Here is a 21,134-nt window from a genome sequence, read left to right as displayed (position 1 = left end):
GGATGCTTCAAAAAAATGGACAATGCCCATCAGGAATTGGAAAGCGGCTATGAACAGATTTATGATTGAGTTCGAAGACCGCTTACAAGACTTTATTTAAAAAGGTGGCAGTTACACAAAGTTATATACAGCCTCCACTTATTAAGCAAGGCAGTGTAAAAACACATAGTTCTCACTTTGGTTTTAGCAGTGAATATTGGCAAACAACCATGAAAGTCGATTAAAATTAATCATTATTCCTTTAACTTTAAATTGGATGCCCATAACCTCTATCAAGTATTCCAGATCCACAATATAACCTACCAAAAAAAGCATCACAGTTAGAGCTGCCCAATCAACAGGGTCTAGATCATCACCTTTACAACAAGCCAGTTACAGGATGGTGACGATTCACTTGTGACTACCGCTACAGCCGGTTATCCACTCCCAAGTACTGTAAATATTACTGGCTTGTAGATTGAGCCTTTTGCCAACTTAACTATATCTGCAACGCCGCAGTGCATTATCCACTTAGGTATTTGCCCTATGGTTTTGATGGTATAGCCTAAGAAACTGATAGCTTTATCTGTACATACTTAACGGGCTTATATTTTAGAAATATCACTGTCACAATTTGATTGAAAAATAATCACACTGTTTCATTAATATAATTATAGTCAGCGATTTTTTGACTATACATACTAAATTATAATACTTACCACACATTTTTAGAGCTATAAACCACCAAACTCTATAACAGAACTTTAGAAAAATTCATGCAATTATTGGACAAAATATACACTGTTTGACATTTAAATAAGGGTGTTCCTAATATAAACATAAGGATAAAAACCAAACTAAAATGTGACTAAAATGATAAGGAAATTTTTTCTGAGCGCTTTTTCAGGCACTTTGTGTATAACAGTTACTTTTCTGGCCTCATCAACGTTAGCCGGTGAAAGTGAAGATATACAGCTTGTTGAGAAATGGTTAGATTTGGAGAAACAAAATAGCGCACTTCAGTCGGCTTGGAGTGAACGAAAAGAACGGTTAGAGCAACAGCTTTCTTTATTACAAAGAGAACAAAAGGCTATAGAGGAACTCATCGCACGAAGCAACAGCAATAAAAATGAAGTATCTGAACAACGAGAAGAGTTAATTTCACAGCAAAATGAATTTGAACAGTTTGATGCCAAACTGAGCAAAGAAATGGATACACTTGTAAGCTATGTGCATACTATTAAGGCTCGATTACCAACCCCCTTACAGCAACAATGGCAGACAACATTGCCCTCAATCGAAAATAAGCCAAACTCTCAAAAGCTAGAGTCGCTTCTAAAAATCTTTAAGCAGGCATATGATTTCGATGAACGCGTTGTCTTCCATACGGGCTTGATAGAACTTGCAGACTCAAATGAAACAGTTCTCGCAGAGCAAGTTTATCTGGGTCTATCCCAAGGCTGGTATGTATCTATTGATCAAGAACTTTATGGGTATGGGCGCAGTGACGCAGCGCAATGGCAATGGTGGCATAATCAGCAAGCGAATCAAACACTCAATCTGCCTTTGTCAAATGAGCAAGTGTTATCAGTCACCAACATACTCAAACAACCCACAGATGCCAGATTTATACAATTACCACTCGCAATCATCAATCAGCAAGGAGGTAAACTATGATGCGCACGACGATTTTCATCTTAATGCTCGCAGCAAGCTTTACCTCTATCAGCGCTTCAACTGAAAGTTCGGTACTGTTAAAGAGAATTTCAGATTCCACTGCGAAGTTAAGTCAAACACAAAAAAAAATAGATAAAGAACACAAAATATTAGCCAAAAAGCTTCAAGCACAGCTGTTAAAAGTAAAATCTCTGCGCGAACAAGCTAAAAACATACGCAGATTAGAGGATGAGCAACTCTTAAGTATCGATAACTTAAAAAGTCGCAATCAGCAATGGCTCGCGCAGCAAAACTATCAATTACAGCTGATTTCATCATTTGAGCAGCAGACGAAAAGTCATATTTCAAACGATCATTCGGGAATTAATACCGCCACTATCATAAGTCAATTCAATGCTTTATTAACACCGACTTTTTCAACCAAGCAATTAATTGGTAGCGATAATAAACTTAAAACGTTTGATAGTATCAAGCTTGGTCCTTTACAGTTCGCAATGAACGCTGAGGAAGCAGGTATCGTTACAAAGAGCATCAACAATGAAGCAGCGCGTGTTGCCCCTATTAACTCAAGTCATGATTTTCATGAAAATATGTTGGCACTGAAAGAAACAGGGAGATCTTATATACATTTTGACCCTACACTCGGTAATGCTAACAAGCTTTCTCAAACAAATACATCTTTCATTGAATACATAGAACGCGGTGGCACTTGGGCCATTCCTATCATTTCATTCGCGCTAGCAGCACTGGTTATTGCTTTGTTCAAATCATTTCAGCTATTAAAGTTACCTAGCCTCAAAGAGCTAGAGGTCAAAGTCAAGCAATATACTAATAAACCACTCGCTACACAGGACTTTGATAATTTGCTAAAAGGTTTAGAGCCAATTCAAAAATCACTAATGCTAGTGATTGAAAGCAATGCCATCTCCCAAAAGCGAGATGACTTATTGATTGCTGAACTTTCGAAGCATAAAGCACATAACGAAAAATACCTCGGAGTTATCACAACCTGCGCAGCAGTGGCCCCCTTACTCGGTCTATTGGGTACTGTTTCTGGCATGATCCACACATTTATGATGATGAATATATTTGGCTCAGGGGACGCATCAGTGGTGTCAGGCGGTATCTCTCAAGCATTAATAACGACAGAGCTTGGGTTAATCGTTGCCATCCCCTCTTTGATCATGGGCGCCTTGTTAGGAAGAAAAGTGAAAAGTTTCCAGTCTTCTTTGGAATCACTGGCATTACAACTGAGCAAATTAGAAGTGAGTAACGCGAGAAAGCAGCATGAATGACTTAACATCTTTACTCTCAAATAAGGTCATCATAGCGCTTTTGCTGATTGCGAGTTATACGTATTACATCATTCTTACGTTGTACTTTAGACCGGTAAACCATGACTGGCTTAATGATGCACATAACTGGCAAATGGGTTTACTCGCACTGATTGCGTCTCAGCCTTTATTGGGATTGCTTGGCACAATACAAGGGTTACTCGATACATTTGAGTTTATTTCTATTTTTGACGCACTCAGCCAACAGGCCGTAATGTCGGGCGGGATCTCAAGCGCACTGATCACCACAAAACTGGGCCTAATACTTGCTATCCCATCTTTAATATTAAGGCAACTATTATTATTTAAATATAAAAAACAGCAGGGTATTTTATGAGGTCTTCATTTGAGCAACGCATTGAGCAAGAAAAAAGCAATGAAATTGATTTAGCCCCGCTGTTAGATGTGGTTTTTATTTTGTTAATCTTTTTCATTGTAACCACTGTTTTTGTCAAGGAAACTGGTGTGGAGATCAATAAACCCACTGCGGTTTCAAGCGAAAACCTTGAGAAAAATGTTTTTTTATTAGCAGTAACAGGTGACGGCCAAGTTGTTTATGGTGGCACCAATATAGGCATCAATGGAATAAGAAGTACGCTTGAACACCTTAACAGAAAAGAATCTCGTCCCTTAATTATTCAAGCTGATAAGTCTGTTACAACCGAGGTACTGGTTCAGGTTATCGATCAAGCAAAGCTTGCTGGTATAACAAATATTAACCTCGCGACAGATAAGAGCCAGTAATGAATAAAGTTAAGCTAACCATTTTGAAGGTCATAACTTCAATCAGCGCTATTGGGCTGGCATTTGCGTTGTTTATAGGTATGGTCGTATTAGACAAGGCAGATGTAGAGACACCAGATAAATTAATCGTGAACCAGGTTGATGTAGCCATGCTTACGCCTCCCCCACCACCACCGCCATTGACACAAACGAGCCAGGCAGCTAGCGATTCTACCGCACTTAATGTGATGGGGTTAGGTGGTCCTGTAAAGGTGCAATATGGCATAAAGAACACGATGCAAGTACCAAAATTTGAAGACATCAAATTACCAAAACTAGAACTCGACAAGCTTGAGATTGTTAGCCATTTCTCTTCAAGTGTACCAATGTTAAAAGTCGAGCATCTAGATAGAGTACCTAAAATAGTTTCACAACGTTATGTAAGGCCACCAAAGTCAGTACGTAAATATGGCCAAAAGAGAATAGAGACATCGGTCGAGCTCATTATCGATCAAACTGGCAAACCTTATGTTAAAAAAATCATCGACCCTGTATTTCCAGAAATGGTTGAAACAATCAGAACTTGGGTCCAACACGCCAAGTTTGAGGTACCCAAAAAGGAAGGAAAGGCTGTCCAAGCCGTTTATTTATATGGTATTAACTTCAATTATGGATAACAACATGAATCGGACGTTTACATTTTTCTTGCTCACTGCTTGCCTTTCATTCAGTGATTCAACAATAGCAAAAAGTTATCAATTAGAACTTGAGCCAGTCAAGTTTGTCATGCCGGCATACAGTGAACAGTACTCAGAAAGGGAAGTTACACTTAGACCTGAAGAGTATGAACTGGCGGAAAAACTTAGTGCTTTATTAGATAGAAAAGACTTTGCCCAAGTCAGTGACGAACTTGAAACTTTTTATAATGTAGAATTGAGCCCCGCACTTTTGATGATCAAAGCTCAGGTTTATTTCTCTCTAAAAGAATACGAAAAAGCACAAAAGTTATATCAATTTATCCTAAAAGCCAAACCTCAGTTAGTCAGAGCGCACGAGGACTTAGGACAGCTATACCTAATCAAAGAAAACTTTGAGCTCGCACGCTCTCACTTTGCTAAAGCTATCTCATTGGGGTCAGATAATGCAATGGTCCACGGCCAACTTGGGTATTTGAACTTACATCAACATGGTGCTTTCAGTGCACTTTACGCATATCAAAAAGCATATACTTTAGAGCCCAATAACGCTCAGTGGCAGCAAGGCTTAGTTACCTCGCTGGTCAAAGCAAAAATGTATCCTTCTGCACTGGCGATGCTGGAAGAATTGATTGCTAAAGACCCTAAAGCTCAACCTTACTGGCTAACAAAGGCTGCTATTCAATTAGACCAAAAGCAAAATGAACAAGCGCTAAAGACATTAGAGTATGCAACTTTGCTAGGGCCAATTTCCCATCAAAATACGCTTTTGATGATAAACCTACATTTTGAACAAAGCCAATATGATCGGGCAATTGAACTCTTAAAAGGAGTTGCTCAACAAGGTAAGCTAAAATTTGCAGATATCAATAATTACTTATATTGGCTAAATGACGCAAACAGATGGCAAGACAGCGAATGGTTGCTCAAACAATTCGATGATTCAAAGTCTTTAAGCAACGCCGAAAAAAGCACTCTATCCTACTCTCAGGCAAGGATATTAGAGGCAAAAAAACAACATAAAAAAGCTACAGATTTGTACAAAAATGCGCTCGAATTAAATGCAAATAATGCCAATGCTTTACTTAACTACGCTCAATTACTTTTGCAACAAAAGCGATTTATTAGCGCAGAGCAAATGTTCATTCGTGCAGAAGCGTTTGATAGCCATCGCTTACAAGCAATGCTAGGCCGAACTCAACTGTACATAAATACGGATGATCTACAGTCCGCTTATACTTTGTTGCTTGATGCTAAGAATAAGTTTCCTGAAACACCGGGAATTCAAAACAAAATAGAAGTACTCGCCAATATTGTAAACACTCAAAGTACCAACACATTATAAGGAGAATTCACATGAAAATAACCGGGACCATCATTGCCCTTTTTATGGTGATATTATCAGGATGCATATCAATCAAAAAAGAACTGGCTTATAGTAGCTGCACCAATGAGGATTGGAAAGCACTAGGCTACAAAGCTGCTCAATCAGGTACCAAAGTCAGAGCATTTGACGCAGTTAAAAAAGACTGTGGCACAGACCTAAATAGCAATGCACAAGACCTGTTTGTTGATGGATATAGTGATGGACTTATAGCCTATTGCACTTTTGAACAAGGCTATAAACATGGGACTGATGGTTTAGGCGCCTCTCATGTCTGTCATCAAGATGTAGGCGTAGATTATAAGAAAGGCTACACTGCTGGTAATCGAAAAAGGAAATCTATGGAATCTTTTATATCCAGAGAACAAAGAGAGCTTGATAATCATAATATTAGCCAAGGTGAAAGTAGAGAAGGACCGTTTTAGCACTCGGCGACAACTACTTACTTTTTATAAAGTTATGGCCTTTATAATACCTGCAGATAAACTTAGGCCTGCATATCTGCAGGTATTATAAAGGCCTGTAGACGGTGCATGAGAATTGCCTCTTTTAGTTTTGGTAACAAATGATGATTAATGCCCAACCTAACTTTTTTTCAGAACTGCTTTTACCCCAATTGCTCAACTAGTGACTCTATGAATTCCTTCGCCAAACACATCATTTACATAACCTAGTATCGTTATTACACCTTACCCTTAGTCCATCTCTATGAGATAATACCGTCTGGTCGTTTTCTTATTACTAGATTTTCGCATTTTGCATCTAATAGCATTTTACGGCCGTATACACACTTACAAGTTTTTTATACACACATTTATACACGCTTAAGTGATGTTGTAAGCGTGATGAACATATTTAGAAAAGCAGTATATTTTATATAAGCCAATGATTTTATGACAAATAATGACCAAATGAAGAATCAAAACAATAACGAAAACATCCCCACAATCTATTGGCACGATTATGAAACTTGGGGGGCAAGCCCTCAAAAAGACAGACCCAGTCAGTTTGCAGGTATCAGAACCGATTACGATTTAAACATTATTGGCGAGCCGCTGATTGAGTATTGCCAACCTGCACCAGATTATTTGCCACACCCAGAAGCTTGTTTGATCACCGGTATTACACCGCAACATGCACTGAAACACGGCTTGCCTGAAAGCGAGTTTATGGCAAAAATTCACGCCGAGTTTAGTAAAGCAAACACCTGTGTTGCGGGTTACAACAGCATTCGCTTTGATGATGAAGTAACGCGTTACAGCCTTTACCGTAATTTTTATGACCCTTATGAGCGCGAGTGGCAAAATGGGAATAGCCGTTGGGATATTATTGACTTAGTCAGAGCTTGTTATGCATTGCGTCCAGAAGGTATTGAATGGCCATTGAAAGAAGATGGCTCACCAAGCTTTCGACTAGAAGAACTCACCGTTGCAAATGGCATTGAACACAGTGCTGCACACGATGCCCTGAGCGATGTCACTGCAACCATTGCCCTTGCTAAATTAATTAAAGAAAAACAGCCAAAGCTTTATCAGTTTTTCTTTAACTTAAGAACCAAAAAGGCGCTCACTGACATTGTTGATGTGTTTAACATGCAACCTCTAGTGCATACCTCATCACGCATCCCCGCAACACAAGGCTGCACGACTTGGATTGCGCCAATGAGCTTTCACCCGGTTAATAAAAATGCCGTGGTGTGCTTTAATTTGACGCATGACCCCAGCGTGTTAGTTGATTTATCTGTTGAAGAGCTGCGCGAGCGACTCTATACCAAACACGCCGAACTTGAAGAGGGCATGTTGCCTGTTGGGCTAAAACTTGTACATTTAAACAAGTGCCCAATCATTGCCCCCGCGAAAACATTACTGCCAGAAAATGCAGCAAGGCTAGGTATTGATAGAGAGCAATGCTTGGAGCACTTAAAGTTTTTAAAAGCACACCCAGAATTGCGTGATAAAGTCTCTCAAGTATTTGCTGAGCAAGGCGACTTCAGTGATACAACCAACCCTGACTACCAGCTTTACAACGGCTTTATCAGTAAAGCAGACAAAGCCAAACTGGCAATTGTTCGCAATGCCTCCCCCGTTGAATTAGGCAGCTTAGCGCTCGAATTTGAAGATCCGAAATTCCATACTTTATTGTTTAGATATCGCGCGAGAAACTGGCCTGAAAGCCTATCTCAGTCTGAGTTGGACACATGGAGAAAGTATTGCCAAGGTAAGTTGATGCATGGTGAAGACAACCCTTCTATCAATGCGCAAGACTTCATGCTGACACTTGAAAACCTTGTCTATGAGCATGAAGGCAACGAGAAAAAAGTTACCATACTCAAAGCGCTTTATCACTACGCACAGAGCTTATAAAGAAAAAGAGGCTGTTGAAAAACAGCCTCTTTTACATTTATTTATAGGTGTGATTCATACACTGCGAGTGCTTGTTCTAAGTCTGCAATTAAGTCTTCAACATCTTCCAGACCGATATGCAAACGAATAATTGGTCCATGCTCCCAGCCCGTGGTTGTTCTTAACGCGGCCATTGAGCGATTCGCTGTCACTAAGCTCTCAAACCCACCCCAGGAAAAGCCCATTTTGAAGTGATGCAAACTATCTAAGAAGCGATTAATGGCTTTTTGATTCCCATCTTTCATTACAAATGAAAACAAGCCATTACTACCATCAAAGTCGCGCATAAAGTGTTCATGACCAGGGTTTGAAGGCAATGCAGGATGGCGAACATGATCTACAAGTGGATGCTGTGCCACCCACTTTGCAACCTCTAGTGCGCTCTTCTCATGCTGCTGCAAACGCACAGGCATCGTGCGTAGGCCTCGCAGTGCAAGGTATGCATCATCTGCTGAGGTGCACTGACCTAACAAGTAAGAGTTTTCTCTAAGTACAGGCCAATATTCTTCATTAGCAACCGCCACCCCCATCATCACATCAGAATGACCAACAATATATTTAGTCGCAGCTTGAATACTGATATCAACACCATGGTCAAGTGGACGATAATGCCAGCCATTACCATATGTGTTATCTAACATGGTCATTAAACCATGTGCTTTGGCTTCTTTAACCAGTGCTGGGACATCTTGCACTTCCATGGTAATTGAGCCCGGTGATTCTAAAAACAGCACCTTGGTATTGTCTTGAATAAGCGCTTTAATACCCGCACCAATCATAGGATCATAATAGGTTGTGGTGATCCCAAGGCCAGCTAAAATCTTGTCACATAAGTCACGAGTTGGCTCATAAGCAGTGTCTACCATCAATAGGTGATCACCTGCTTTTAAAAATGACAGTAAGCTTTGGCTAATGGCCGCTGCACCGCTTGGATACAAAGCGCACCCTGCACCATTTTCTAATTCAGTAATGGCATCTTGCAGAGCATAATGCGTGTTTGTGCCTCGGCGACCATAAAATAAAGTGCGATTGCCGCGCTCTTTAATCGCTTCATGCATATCCGCGACAGAATCAAAAACAACAGTCGATGCACGTTGCACAACCGGGTTCACGGTTCCTTGAGTATATTGAGATTTTCGGCCTGCACTGGCTAATCTGGTATTTTTTTTCATTCGTTACTCTTTTTCTGGAAGTTGACGCCAATGTTCAACTAAAAAACGTGATATTGAGTCAGGTCTAGTCAATTTAAAACCGGGTGCTTCATCGCCCCATTGACCAAAAGTATCAAGGTCGGCTCTTGAGAACCAATGTGCTTGCTCTAGTTCATCCTGCTCAACAAAAATATCTGTGGTCTTGGCAGTTGCGATAAAACCCAGCATCAATGACGATGGGAAAGGCCATGGCTGAGACGCCAAGTATTGTACATCGTCTACAATAACACCCGCCTCTTCTTCTACTTCTCTGGCGACGGCTTGCTCTAATGTTTCACCTGGATCAACAAACCCTGCAAGCGTTGAATATACCCCTTCTGGCCAAGCCTCTTGACGACCTAACAAGCAACGTTCTACGCCATCTTTAAATCTATGCGTGACCAGCATGATCACAGCAGGGTCAGTTCTTGGGAATGTCATATGCTTGCACGCTTTATTTGTACATAGCCTTGCGTGACCCGCTTCGACAGGGATATTTTTGTGACCGCACCGGCCGCAATAGCAATGAGTTTTATGCCAATAACTTAACCCACGTGCTAACACCCCAACAGAGCCACTCACGCGTTCAAGCTTAGGACCTACTTTTCTCATGTCAGCAAAGCGATACTGCCCATCGCTATGGTCTTCTGTACAAACATCTAGTTGTTTTTGTAACTCGCTTAAATCAATGCTGGACACATCTAAAGCAAAATAGGAAAACTGATCATCTTTACCTAAAAAGATGGCATCCCGCCTATCAAGGTGTTCTATTTGTGACTGCTGAATAAAGGCCAACTCGGTTAGGTCGGCTGAGAATAGATTTTGATCATGATGGATGAGCAACCAACGGCTTTTCTCTCCATATTGAGTTAAAAGCCAGTTTTTATCTTTACGCTGAGCTGACGCTCTATCTAGCGTCATTTGTGTATAGTACAACAAGCACTTTGTCCTTTAATGTGGGTTACCTAATCAAAGCAGAAGCCCATTCTTGATTAAATTACTAAGTCCTGCGCTACAAAAAAGCATATTAAGTGCAGCCAAGCAGTCATTATTTAATCAAAGAAAACACGACTATTAATGTACAAAAACTAATTTTAGTTTCTATGCTGTCACGCTAACAATAGTCACGTTGTTTGCCAAGTATTTAGGCAAAAAAAAAGCCCTTTCGGGCTTTAAACTACAGTGTGAATTCACACTACAGAGAGGCAAGGTGTGCTTGAAGCTTTTGGTTTTCAGCTTCGATGTGTTTGTAAAACTCAATATTGTCCAACTTGCTGGCCGCAGCTTCGTCAATTACAATAACCGCATCACGGTGCAATTGCAGTGCTGATGCAGGACAAGACGCCGTTAATGGGCCTTCTACTGTTGCTCTGATTGCTTCAGCTTTGTTTTCGCCAGTCGCTAATAACACAACTTTTTTAGCATCTAAGATTGTACCTATACCCATGGTGATTGATAGGTGCGGTTGGTACTCATCTGGACCAAAGAAACGTGCATTATCATCAATCGTTTCTTTGGTTAGAGTTTTAACACGCGTTCTTGAGGTCAAACCTGAAGACGGCTCATTAAAACCAATGTGTCCGTTACGACCAATACCTAGCAATTGAACATCGATGCCACCAGCAGCAGCGATATGCGCTTCGTACTCTTGGCATGCTTCAACTGGGTTTTTAGCATTACCCGGTGGTACATGAGTATGGTCTTTGTTGATATCAACATGATTGAACAATTGCTCGTTCATGAAGAAGCGGTAACTTTGTGGGTGTGTGCCCTCTAAACCTAAATATTCGTCTAGGTTAAACGTAATCGCATCTTTAAAGCTGATATCGCCCTGTTTGTTCTTCTCGATAAGGTTTTGATACAAAGCAACAGGTGTCGATCCTGTTGCTAAACCCAACACCGACTCTGCTTTGCGATTTAATTGTTTTTCAAATATATCTGCACCATAAGCAGCGACTTCAGCAGCATTTTTTAAAATTACTATTTGCATGATATTAAAGCTCGTTGTTGAGTTTGAAATAAGAAAAATGGGATCTGAACCCTGCTTCGCGTGCAATCAAAACAAGGTCAGATCTAAACCTAATTGGGATACACTGTATTAGGTTATTACCATTATGACAACGCTGTCATTATTATCAGAAAAAAAGCCTTTGTAAAGTAAAAGTGAAGAAAAATTTGTATTTTTTTTGAGCCAATAAAAAAACGGCCATCAAAAGATGGCCGTTTTCTCAATATTTTACGTGTTAAACGCTGACAAATATTTTGCGTTTATACATCCAGTGAAGAACCAGTAATTGCACGAGTAGCAGCGCGATAACAGCAAACAGAGGCTGCCAATCAGGCCCCACCGCATTGATAAAGCCACCAAACACACTCTTACTGACAAATTCCCAATTCACCAAGCTCGATGCTAAATAAATAATGATCGAGTTAGCCCCGATGATCACAAATGGATACGCAAACCTTTGACCATTCAAAATATCCACCAAGGCGAAAAATACTGCGAGTAAAATCGCACTCCAGCCAACAGTTACAAGCACGAAAGAGCTTGTCCATAACTCTTTGTTCACTGGGAATTGTAAATGCCACAACCAACCAAGAGCAACACTCAAGGCACCTGCACCAAATAACCATCCTGCTGTTTTCCACTGCCCAAGCTTATCTGCACGTGCTATCAACTGCCCTGCAAACACCCCGGCTATCGCATTCACAATGGCTGGCACACTCGACAGTATCCCTTCAGGATCTACCGGTCTATTTTGATAAGTAATACCTGGTAGTAAGTTTTGATCAAACCAAGCATTCCAACTATGCGTACCTGGTGCGGCTAATTGACCAGCACTGCCACCTGGGACTGGGATAAAGTTCAGTAGTACCCAATACCCAACTAAAATACCACCAGCGACAATACCCGTCGTTCTGAGGCTGGTATGCCAGACCAACATGGCACAGAAGAACCACGCGATGGCAATCCGACCGAGTACACTACTATATCTAATTTCATCAAGCGCTAAAGGAATGCCTGTACCCCAGCCGTGGTTGTACATAATGCCTAAGCCACACAGTAGAAACAGACGCTTCACTGCTTTTTGATAATAAGGCTTGCGCTCATTTAGAGGTAAATGGTCAATGCGCTTTGGGCTCAAGCCCATGGCAACACCAGATAGAAATATAAATAGAGGAAATATTAGGTCGTAAAATGTAAACCCATGCCAAGGACTATGCACAGTATGTGCTTCAAATAGTTTCCAACCTTGCCACCCAGTCAACACGAACAGTGCCGCGAAAATAGATTGGCCGCCTAGGATCCAAAACATGTCCATGCCACGCAGTGCATCCAATGAAGCCAATCGTTGTTTTTTATTCGTCATCAATACCTTTCCTGTAAAAACAAAAAATCCCCGCTAAACTGCAGCGGGGTTTTTTACCCAGGGAACTTTAAATTTCTTTTCCGCCAATGAAGTTACTCAGAACTTCTTGACTGTTGTTTAATACTACAAAGTCTGCATCAGCCCCTTCTAAAAGGTGGCCTTTGTCAGATAACCCTAAGTATTGAGCAGGATATAGTGAGGCCATTCTCAGTGCCTCAGTCAATGTCACATCAAGTGTGTTAACTGTGTTCCTAACCGCGCTTGCCATATCAAGTACACTGCCCGCCAACTCACCCGTTGTTGAATTCAATCTATCACCCGTTCTAATGACCTTTCGACCATCAAAAAAGTCGAATTCCATATCATTAGTGCCAACAGGAGGCATTGCATCCGTCACCAACATGATTTTACCACGTTGCTTTGAGCGAATAGCAAGCTTTGCAGATGCAGGGTGTACATGGTGACCGTCAACAATAAGACCACACCACGAATTATCTTCCCAAAGCGCAGCGCCAACAACGCCCGGCTCTCTTGATGTGTAAGCCGACATTGCATTGAATAAATGCGTAAAGCCATCAACACCAATTTCAAGTGCAGCCATGGTAGTTTCATAATCTGCATTTGAATGGCCGACACTCACTTTAACACCCAAGTCAATTAAGCGTTTTATGTCTGCAAGCGGTACCGTTTCCGGTGCCAATGTTACCATTTTTATACCAAGATCTTGTCTCGCATAAATTGCAAATTCTTCTTCAGAAATTGGCCTGATATATTGCTCGCTGTGAGTTCCTTTTTTAGGGTGCGATAAGTGCGGCCCTTCAAAGTGAATTCCTACTACTCCAGGTTCACCTTGTGCAATTGCTTGAGCTGTTGCATCAGCAGCACGTGCCATCACCTCTACTTTATCTGTGATAAGGGTAGGCATCAGCGCAGTCGAACCATACTTAGCATGCGCTGTAACAATGGTTCTCAAACATTCAACTGTTTGTTCTGCATTAAAAAAGCCACCACCGCCACCATTCACTTGAACATCAATCAAGCCTGGAGCCACTAACCCTTCTAGAATTTCAGCTTTTTCTTCACAGCTTTCGGTCGCAAAGGAAATTTTTCCATCAACAACCAAAAACTCAACATTATTTTTTAATTTGTGCCCATCAAAAAATTGATTCGCCAAATATTTTTTCATTCTCATACCGCCTTTTCAGACTGCTGCTCGACACTTTGGATTGCAAAGAAAATTGCGCCCATCTCTGGTGGCTGTTTTGGAGATTCAACAATCTTTGCAATTTCAGGGTCAAGCCACTTACGTAATGGTTCGGATAATCCACCGATCATAGATAATCGTGGTGGGTTATTTTCCATCAATCGATGCGCCAATTTACTAATGTAATCAGCACCATCTCTCACAATACTCAATGCAACTTCATCGTTATCTTCAGCAGCAGCAAGAACAAACCTTGCTAATTGTGCGTAACTACTCGATGGTTTACCGGCCATTTGTTCAGCAATACCCATAGCAGTTGTGGTATTAAAGTGCTGCTTGAGCGTGTCACTTAGTGCGGTTGTTGGACCAAGCTTGTCAATAGAAAGCAGTGCCGCTTTAACAGCTTCAAGTCCCATCCATGCGCCGCTGCCCATGTCACCTTGTGCAAAACCATGACCACCATAATTAACGGAGACACCATCAACCATTGCAAAACCACATGAGCCCGTACCAGTGATAATTACAGCCCCATCCCCACCTTCATGTGCGCCAATACAAGCAGTATGAAGATCGGTAGTTAAAAACATCTGCTTAAATGGGTGATCCCATCGCATTATTTTTTCATGTAGTGCGGGCAAATTAACGCCTGCTAAGCCAAGACCAGCATAGAGATTATGAACTGCTTCAATTCTTAGTCCTGCATCCTGCAGTGCCAGTTGAGTCGATACCATTATCGATTCAATGGTTCTTTCAAAACCATGAAGAGGATTAGCAGGCCCACCGAGACCAGTTCCCAAAACGCCGTTTTTAATTGAGTAGATGGTGGCTCGGCATTTTGTACCGCCCCCATCAATACCTATATACAACTGGTCTTGTTCAACCTGTTTAGCCATCATTAAGCGACCCCTAAAAAATAAGATATGAACGCGAATTGTTCCGCGACACAGTATTCAGTCATGTTGATTTGATGTTACACAATAAATGACAGCGTTGTCATTAAGTTTTTTATTATTTTTTCTCAGTTTGAGAAATTTTAATATTGCACACTTTGAACTAATTGTCAGGAAAAATTCAAAAAACAGCCATATTCAGATACAAAAAAACGGCCTAAAAAAGACCGTTTTTATTTTTTAAATCAGATAATTACTTAACGCCCAATTCTCTTAGGCGTTCTTGCAAATATGAGTCTGCAGTATAACGCTCTGATAGTACAACCTCTGGTTTAGGGTGTAAAAACAGCGGTAATGAAATTCGAGATTTATCACTCGCTTTACCCGTAGGGTTGATCACTCGGTGAATTGTAGATGGGAAGTAACCACCTGATGCTTCTTGCAACATATCACCAATGTTGATGATCAATGAACCAAAATCACATGGTACATCTAACCAGCTGCCGTCACCTCTTTGAACTTGTAATCCAGGTTCATTTGAAGCTGGTAATACAGTCAGTAGGTTAATGTCACCATGTGCTGCTGCACGAATTGCGCCAGGCTCTTCGTCTCCAGTCATTGGTGGGTAGTGTAAAACGCGTAATAGCGTTTGGTCTGAGTCTTTGATCATATCTTTAAGATCGATCGAAAACTTAGCACGTACATCTTCAGGCGCTTCCGCTTGAACCCAGCTTAATAGCTCAGCTGCAAACTCGTTCGCAAGGCGGTAGTATTCTCTGATTTCAGCTTCAAGCTGAGCAGGAACGCGACCTTTTGGATAAACGTGAAAATATTCCTTAATATCTTTTACAGTAAAGCCTTTAGCGACTTCTGAAACTTCCGGTGGGAAATAGCCGTCTTGAGTGTCCTTGTCAAATAGGAAGTCGTGCTTTTCTTCTGTGTAGAAGAACTCTTGCCAGTTTTTATAAATAGACTCTACAAGCTCTTTCGGAATTGGGTGGTTTTTAAGTACACCAAAACCTGTGTTACGAAGAGACTCAACAAATTCTTTTGCTGCTGTAGATGACTTATAGTCAACTGTAGGTAGCTGTTGCATAATGGTTCCACCAATTTTTTTGCGTGACTTCAATTCAAAACATTAATCATAAGAATTATTTATAATTAATACTCGAACAAAGATATAATATCTTTGCCCGCGAGCTTAGTGAAATAAAGCCTCTCACATAAGGACTTATGTCCTCATTGATAGTGATAATTCTCTTAGCTTGATTCAGATCAACCTGAATTTATTGGAATTTCAATCTGCCACTCCAAGCCCCTCCCATCCTCACTCAGGTGATAATTACCATTCAGGGCACTGTCAATTAAATTGGCCGTAACGGACGCACTTAACCCGACATGACCACTATTACCACGCTTGGTGGTAATGAAAGGCTTGAGCAATTCATCAATCGTGATACCTTGCAACCCATGGCCATGATCATAATACAAAAAGCAAATATGCTGCCCCTTTATTGATACTTCGATGGTAAGTGCCTTGCCTTCAACTAAGTCTGCATGCGCCAAAGAGTTATCTAATAGACTATCAAATACACTCAACAATATGTCTCTATCCGCTACAAAGTTCATATCTAGCGCACTTATTTCAAGCATAACGCCTTTTTTTGACCAAGCGCTTTTTAGATCGTTTAAGAAGGAAATGGTGTTTAACGGTTCAGGTGAAGTCGGCCTTTCAATTTGCGCAATATCTTTCAGAACTTTTACGAATTTAGCTACACGCTGAAGATTACGCTCACACAAAGCAACACCTTGCTTTGACTCCTCTAATCCATCTTTAAGCTGCTCAGCACTGAGCGTTTGGTTATCAAATGACTCGATTAACTGAGTCAATACACCATCAAAGTGCGTCGATGCCGTGATTGCGGCACCTAAAGGTGTATTAATTTCGTGGGCAATGCCCACCACCATTTGATTCATGACTTGAGATAGCTGCTGCCTTACAGCTAACTTATTGGCTTCTATTAACTTAAGCTGGGTATTTACTCTAGCAAGTACCTCTGCTGGTTTGAAAGGTTTAGTAATGTAGTCAACTCCGCCAACTTCCAACGCTTCAACAATCTGATCTGTTTCTCGCTCTGCGCTGACAAAAATAACTGGGATATGAGTTGTATCTGATGATTGCTTGAGCAATTTACATAATTCCAATCCATCCATATTTGGCATATTAATGTCAGAAATAATTAATTCAGGTAAATGTGCTTGAGCGATTGTCATTGCTACTTCACCACTAATGGCGGCATACACTTTGTGGCCTTCATTACGTAATATCAATTGAAGTATTTGTAAGTTCTCAGCAATGTCATCAACAATGAGAATATCTGCCATCTTTACCACCTTCTTAATTTAACTTGTTCCCTCAGCCAAAGCACTGCGCTTGTTAATTACGAGAGCACGACTATGGTTAATATTAGTCAAGTTTCGGAAAGTAAGTTATGTCAATAAAAACAATGTTCCATTCGTTTTTCGTACTACTCCCCGCTCTTCTTATTATCAGCCTCATAGTGATGTCTAATTGGGAAAACGAAATGGGATCTCATGAGCAGCATATTGAGCAGCTCAATGAGCAATTTGAAGTGTTAAATAAGCTCAACACGATGAACCTTTCCCTGTTTTTTAACATCAATCGCTACCTAAATAGCGCATTAAGCGAACAAACATTTATATCAATTAAACAGCAGCTCATTAGCTCAAAAGTATCATTAGACGCGCTACAGTCAAAAATAGCGAATTACCCAGAACAAAGTGATTTAATATCAGCATTCAATGCCTATGTCGTCATGCAGTCTGTATATGAAGCGTTCGACACAACAAAAGCTAGCGCCCAAAACACCGCGTTACTTGAAGTCCACCAGCAAACAACAAGGGCCATAAATACGGCTCTAACGTCGACTAAAAAACAGCTACAAAATGCCAAACAACAACTGCACGACGGTAGTAGTAACCTTTTATTTTATCTTTGGGTGAGCTTAATCTCCTTATTGCTATTCGCACTTTTCATTTTTTATTACTTAAACAAACGTTTGATAACGCCTTTCACATTACTTCATCGCGCATTTTGCATAGACAAAAATTATAACGGTCGCAGTATCTCCTTGCCGGCAGAGCTTAGCGGTGAAGTAGCAGATATTGTGCAAGCGGTTTCCAAAACCTACCAAAAGCTCGATGAACGTGCTGATACGGCAAAAATAAGACATGCATTCAGTGAAGATATTCGTCATTGTAATTCTCCCAATCAAATGAGAACCGTTGCGGCAAACTTTCTTGCTGAGCATTTTTATAGTCCCAGCGTAGCCATATATCGATATGAAGATGACCACTTTATTCAGCAGTCCTTAGTTGGTTTTGCTGCATATTTTGACGAACACTCAATTCAAGTAAAAAAGCTCGTCTCAGACCAAACTGCGCAAGCTTTTATCAGTGACGGACAAAACGCAGTATTGCACAAAGACGGCTTAACACTTGAAGTACACACTATTTTATATATCCCTTTGGTCATCAACGAAGAACTTTCAGGCGCCGTCGTTATTACATTCACAAGCCCGCCAAAAGAGGTGCAAAATCAATGTTTAAAACTTTTATGTGAAGACTTAAGTATTCAGTTACGACTCAGTGAGAACAGCCAAAAGCAAGTAGAGGCAGAAAATGCACTGGCAGCCCATTTAGAATTAACCCTTCATATTATTAACGCCATTCCTAATCCTACTTATTATCGAGACAAAAAAGGAATTTTTATGGGGGTTAACAGAGCTTTTCTAGCTTTTATTGATAAATTTGAAGTCGAAGTCACAGACTCTCATTTAAATGATGTTTTTGACCAGCGAACTGCGACTTATCTAGATGCAAAATCACAGCGCACGATTGAAGAAAAAGACGCACACTCCTTTGCGCTTGCAATGGAAAACAGTCTTAATGAACACAGAGAATTAGTAGTATATGAGGCGCCATTTTTCGACAGTGCGGGTGAAGTAGGCGGTGTTGTTGGCACCTTTTTAGATGTTACTGAGCGTAATGAATTAGAGCGACAAATGCTCACTGCAAAAGAAGAAGCAGACAAAAACGCGCAAATTAAAGGCGAGTTTTTAGCGAATATGAGCCATGAGATCCGCTCCCCAATGAACGCCATTATCGGTATGGCGCATTTAGCGATTAATTCAAACCTAAATCCGAAGCAACTCGGCTATGTTACAAAAATCGATTATGCAGCAAAACAACTACTTAAACTGATCAATGACATTTTAGATTTCTCTAAAATTGAGGCTGGCAAAGTTGAAATCGAGCATATTCCATATGAATTAGATAAAGTTCTCGATAATGTCACCACCATAGTTGGTCTTAAGGCGCAAGAAAAGCAGCTCGACCTAGTATTTAATGTGCCAACAGACATGCCTAACAACTTTATTGGCGATCCGCTGAGACTCTCACAAATTCTCATTAATTTGGCTGGAAATGCAGTTAAATTTACCGAAACAGGCGGTGTGACCTTAACGATTACTCTTTTAGATATGCAATCAGATCAAGTGAAATTAACTTTTTCAGTGAAAGACACTGGGATTGGTATGAGTGCAGAGCAACAAACAAAGCTCTTTCAATCCTTTTCTCAGGCCGATACATCCACCACGCGAAAATACGGCGGTACTGGACTCGGACTAACGATTTCTCAACAATTAGTGAAGCTATTGGGCGGAGAAATTTTCGTTGAAAGTGAACTTGGTTGTGGCTCACAGTTTTATTTTACCTTACCAATGGAGATCAACAATTACGCCTCAAAATCCGTTGAAAAGTCGCATACCTTCAGTGGTAAAAAAGCCTGTGTTATTGATGATAATGAAGATGCACGAGATATATTAGAAACCATGCTCGAATCGCTAGGGTTTGAAGTGACGTTATATGAGAGCGGTAAACATTTTATAGACAAGTTAAGTCCTTCGACCAGTCGCTACGACATTATGTTCGTGGACTGGCATATGCCCAACATCAATGGCATAGATACCATCGAGTACTTAAAACAAAGCGGCTTACAAAATTACTTTGTATTAGTTACCGCTCATGGCCATGAGGTTGGCTTTAAAGAGGCGCATCAAAGCATGATAGATAGCATGCTCTTCAAGCCTTTTAACCCTTCAAGTTTGCTTGACTGTTTACAGGAGTGCTTTGGCGCAAGCACAGTAAGCCAAGCAACGAAAAAGCCTGTTGATAATCAACAAGCGCTTAAAGACTTAAAAATACTGGTTGCTGAAGATCAGCCAGTGAATCAAGAAATTGCGGTAGAGATTTTAAGCTTTCATGGCGCACAGGTCAGCGTCGCGTGTAATGGAGAGATGGCACTCAAAGCAGTACAAGATAATCAATTTGATATCGTGCTTATGGATATGCAAATGCCAGTTATGGACGGCGTAGAGGCAACAAAAGAAATCCGCCAATCAATCCCTAATACCCACCTTCCTATTTTAGCAATGACAGCAAATGCAATGGGCCCGGATATTCAATTATGTCTAGATGCAGGTATGAATGGCCATGTCGCTAAACCGATAGATGTGGACGGCCTTATTAGCTCAATTCTTGAAGCACTTACCCTGCAAACATCAAACACGCCAGAGATTGAGGTTGAAGATATACCCGAACATTCTGAAAAAGACATAGATATTGTTTTAACCGGTATCAATATTGAAGAAGGCGTAGAGCGAGCTGCAAATAACGAAGCCATTTATTTTAAGCTTTTAAACAAGTTTATTTCTCAACAAGTCGAAGAAGTCATCAACCTACAACAATCAATTAGTATGGGAAACATGGAACTTGCATTGGATATACTCCACGCTATGAAGGGGGCTGGCGCAAACCTGTCCATGGATTACTTCTCTGAGGTGGCTGCGGATATAGAAGAGCAAGTAAAAGCCGATAATATCGACTTAGCACTGCTCGAAACCCTGGCTGACTATATCAGCGATACAAAAAATAAAGCCACCTTACTACTTCACCGAAGTCACTCTCCGAGCAAGCAAACACAATCATTTTCAATCGGTGAATTTGCTCAGGCATTAAAAGAATATGACTCAAAAGCGACGGATATGGTTGAGCAACTTGAAGCCAACGAAGCGCTAGATGACAAAACAATTAAAGAACTAAAAGTGATGATATCTAGGTTTGAATTCTCAGAGGCATATAACCTATTGCAAAATACGGTGGGTGAGTTAGAAAGCGAATAAAACATCATGCAGCTTATTTTTT

Annotated in this window: 17 protein-coding genes; 9 read left to right on the top strand and 8 right to left on the bottom strand. The window is 40.7% G+C overall.

The window, feature by feature from the left end; all coding sequences use genetic code 11:
• The first annotated feature begins 852 nt into the window (after positions 1-852).
• The 8 genes from N477_RS20075 (at position 853) to sbcB (ending at position 8,155) form a co-directional block, all read left to right on the top strand.
• Positions 853-1,656, top strand: coding sequence for a DUF3450 family protein (locus tag N477_RS20075; protein WP_063363135.1), 804 nt, complete (start codon positions 853-855; stop codon positions 1,654-1,656).
• A complete protein-coding gene (locus N477_RS20070) occupies positions 1,653-2,951 on the top strand; it encodes a MotA/TolQ/ExbB proton channel family protein (protein ID WP_063363134.1) in 1,299 nt (432 codons plus the stop codon). The genes N477_RS20075 and N477_RS20070 overlap by 4 nt, the downstream gene beginning before the upstream one ends.
• Positions 2,944-3,327 carry a MotA/TolQ/ExbB proton channel family protein gene (locus tag N477_RS20065; protein ID WP_063363133.1) on the top strand — a complete coding sequence of 128 codons (384 nt, stop codon included), beginning with the start codon at positions 2,944-2,946 and terminating at the stop codon, positions 3,325-3,327. Before N477_RS20070 ends, N477_RS20065 begins: the two co-directional genes overlap by 8 nt.
• On the top strand, positions 3,324-3,734 hold the full coding sequence (locus tag N477_RS20060) for an ExbD/TolR family protein (protein WP_063363132.1): 411 nt from the start codon (positions 3,324-3,326) through the stop codon (positions 3,732-3,734). The genes N477_RS20065 and N477_RS20060 overlap by 4 nt, the downstream gene beginning before the upstream one ends.
• A complete protein-coding gene (locus N477_RS26370) occupies positions 3,734-4,390 on the top strand; it encodes a hypothetical protein (protein WP_063363131.1) in 657 nt (218 codons plus the stop codon). The genes N477_RS20060 and N477_RS26370 overlap by 1 nt, the downstream gene beginning before the upstream one ends.
• Positions 4,391-4,394: 4 nt before the next feature.
• Positions 4,395-5,753: a tetratricopeptide repeat protein gene (locus N477_RS20050; RefSeq protein ID WP_196760666.1), complete on the top strand. Its 1,359-nt coding sequence runs from the start codon at positions 4,395-4,397 to the stop codon at positions 5,751-5,753.
• A gap of 11 nt (positions 5,754-5,764) precedes the next feature.
• Positions 5,765-6,217, top strand: a complete 453-nt coding sequence (locus N477_RS20045) for a DUF2799 domain-containing protein (protein ID WP_063363129.1) — start codon at positions 5,765-5,767, stop codon at positions 6,215-6,217.
• 468 nt (positions 6,218-6,685) lie between these two features.
• The gene (sbcB, locus tag N477_RS20040; RefSeq protein WP_155731969.1) at positions 6,686-8,155 is read left to right on the top strand and encodes an exodeoxyribonuclease I; all 1,470 of its coding nucleotides are present in this window, start codon (positions 6,686-6,688) and stop codon (positions 8,153-8,155) included.
• Between the two features lie 41 nt (positions 8,156-8,196).
• Here the strand turns inward: sbcB and N477_RS20035 are convergent, their stop codons facing one another.
• The 8 genes from N477_RS20035 to N477_RS20000 all read right to left on the bottom strand — a co-directional run bounded on the left by N477_RS20035 (position 8,197) and on the right by N477_RS20000 (position 17,234).
• Positions 8,197-9,366 (bottom strand): cystathionine beta-lyase, encoded by a 1,170-nt coding sequence (locus N477_RS20035; protein WP_063363128.1) that lies wholly within the window; start codon positions 9,364-9,366, stop codon positions 8,197-8,199.
• 3 nt (positions 9,367-9,369) lie between these two features.
• Entirely contained in the window at positions 9,370-10,323 is a 954-nt protein-coding gene (gene nudC / locus N477_RS20030; RefSeq protein ID WP_063363127.1) for an NAD(+) diphosphatase, read from the bottom strand.
• A gap of 256 nt (positions 10,324-10,579) precedes the next feature.
• Complete coding sequence (gene nagB / locus N477_RS20025; RefSeq protein WP_063363126.1) at positions 10,580-11,374, bottom strand: glucosamine-6-phosphate deaminase; 795 nt, start codon at positions 11,372-11,374, stop codon at positions 10,580-10,582.
• A 253-nt stretch (positions 11,375-11,627) separates the two neighbouring features.
• Positions 11,628-12,755 carry a transmembrane glucosamine N-acetyltransferase NagX gene (gene nagX / locus N477_RS20020; protein ID WP_063363125.1) on the bottom strand — a complete coding sequence of 376 codons (1,128 nt, stop codon included), beginning with the start codon at positions 12,753-12,755 and terminating at the stop codon, positions 11,628-11,630.
• A 67-nt stretch (positions 12,756-12,822) separates the two neighbouring features.
• Positions 12,823-13,947 carry an N-acetylglucosamine-6-phosphate deacetylase gene (nagA, locus tag N477_RS20015; RefSeq protein ID WP_063363124.1) on the bottom strand — a complete coding sequence of 375 codons (1,125 nt, stop codon included), beginning with the start codon at positions 13,945-13,947 and terminating at the stop codon, positions 12,823-12,825.
• Positions 13,944-14,855 (bottom strand): N-acetylglucosamine kinase, encoded by a 912-nt coding sequence (gene nagK, locus N477_RS20010; protein WP_063363123.1) that lies wholly within the window; start codon positions 14,853-14,855, stop codon positions 13,944-13,946. Before nagK ends, nagA begins: the two co-directional genes overlap by 4 nt.
• A 247-nt stretch (positions 14,856-15,102) precedes the next feature.
• Positions 15,103-15,945, bottom strand: a complete 843-nt coding sequence (locus N477_RS20005; protein WP_039609055.1) for an isopenicillin N synthase family dioxygenase — start codon at positions 15,943-15,945, stop codon at positions 15,103-15,105.
• A 179-nt stretch (positions 15,946-16,124) separates the two neighbouring features.
• Positions 16,125-17,234 carry a hybrid sensor histidine kinase/response regulator gene (locus tag N477_RS20000; protein ID WP_063363122.1) on the bottom strand — a complete coding sequence of 370 codons (1,110 nt, stop codon included), beginning with the start codon at positions 17,232-17,234 and terminating at the stop codon, positions 16,125-16,127.
• A gap of 107 nt (positions 17,235-17,341) precedes the next feature.
• On the opposite strand from N477_RS20000, the gene N477_RS19995 reads away from it, so the two are divergent.
• Complete coding sequence (locus tag N477_RS19995) at positions 17,342-21,112, top strand: PAS domain-containing hybrid sensor histidine kinase/response regulator (protein ID WP_081216538.1); 3,771 nt, start codon at positions 17,342-17,344, stop codon at positions 21,110-21,112.
• The last annotated feature ends 22 nt before the right edge of the window (positions 21,113-21,134 follow it).

The organism is Pseudoalteromonas luteoviolacea H33-S (assembly GCF_001625695.1).
Lineage (GTDB): Bacteria > Pseudomonadota > Gammaproteobacteria > Enterobacterales > Alteromonadaceae > Pseudoalteromonas > Pseudoalteromonas luteoviolacea_B.
Note: the sequence above shows the minus strand (reverse complement) of the source record. Positions and strands in the feature narration are given on the sequence as shown.

What these genes read in the sequence shown, in the direction of transcription:
- N477_RS26370 (WP_063363131.1), top strand. Translation starts at nt 3,734, where the DNA reads ATGAATAAAGTTAAGCTAACCATTTTGAAGGTCATAACTTCAATCAGC.
- N477_RS20005 (WP_039609055.1), bottom strand. Translation starts at nt 15,945, where the DNA reads ATGCAACAGCTACCTACAGTTGACTATAAGTCATCTACAGCAGCAAAA.
- nagB (WP_063363126.1), bottom strand. Translation starts at nt 11,374, where the DNA reads ATGCAAATAGTAATTTTAAAAAATGCTGCTGAAGTCGCTGCTTATGGT.
- N477_RS19995 (WP_081216538.1), top strand. Translation starts at nt 17,342, where the DNA reads ATGTCAATAAAAACAATGTTCCATTCGTTTTTCGTACTACTCCCCGCT.
- nagA (WP_063363124.1), bottom strand. Translation starts at nt 13,947, where the DNA reads ATGAGAATGAAAAAATATTTGGCGAATCAATTTTTTGATGGGCACAAA.
- N477_RS20035 (WP_063363128.1), bottom strand. Translation starts at nt 9,366, where the DNA reads ATGAAAAAAAATACCAGATTAGCCAGTGCAGGCCGAAAATCTCAATAT.
- sbcB (WP_155731969.1), top strand. Translation starts at nt 6,686, where the DNA reads ATGACAAATAATGACCAAATGAAGAATCAAAACAATAACGAAAACATC.
- N477_RS20075 (WP_063363135.1), top strand. Translation starts at nt 853, where the DNA reads ATGATAAGGAAATTTTTTCTGAGCGCTTTTTCAGGCACTTTGTGTATA.
- nagX (WP_063363125.1), bottom strand. Translation starts at nt 12,755, where the DNA reads ATGACGAATAAAAAACAACGATTGGCTTCATTGGATGCACTGCGTGGC.
- N477_RS20045 (WP_063363129.1), top strand. Translation starts at nt 5,765, where the DNA reads ATGAAAATAACCGGGACCATCATTGCCCTTTTTATGGTGATATTATCA.
- N477_RS20060 (WP_063363132.1), top strand. Translation starts at nt 3,324, where the DNA reads ATGAGGTCTTCATTTGAGCAACGCATTGAGCAAGAAAAAAGCAATGAA.
- N477_RS20000 (WP_063363122.1), bottom strand. Translation starts at nt 17,234, where the DNA reads ATGGCAGATATTCTCATTGTTGATGACATTGCTGAGAACTTACAAATA.
- N477_RS20065 (WP_063363133.1), top strand. Translation starts at nt 2,944, where the DNA reads ATGAATGACTTAACATCTTTACTCTCAAATAAGGTCATCATAGCGCTT.
- nagK (WP_063363123.1), bottom strand. Translation starts at nt 14,855, where the DNA reads ATGATGGCTAAACAGGTTGAACAAGACCAGTTGTATATAGGTATTGAT.
- N477_RS20070 (WP_063363134.1), top strand. Translation starts at nt 1,653, where the DNA reads ATGATGCGCACGACGATTTTCATCTTAATGCTCGCAGCAAGCTTTACC.
- N477_RS20050 (WP_196760666.1), top strand. Translation starts at nt 4,395, where the DNA reads ATGAATCGGACGTTTACATTTTTCTTGCTCACTGCTTGCCTTTCATTC.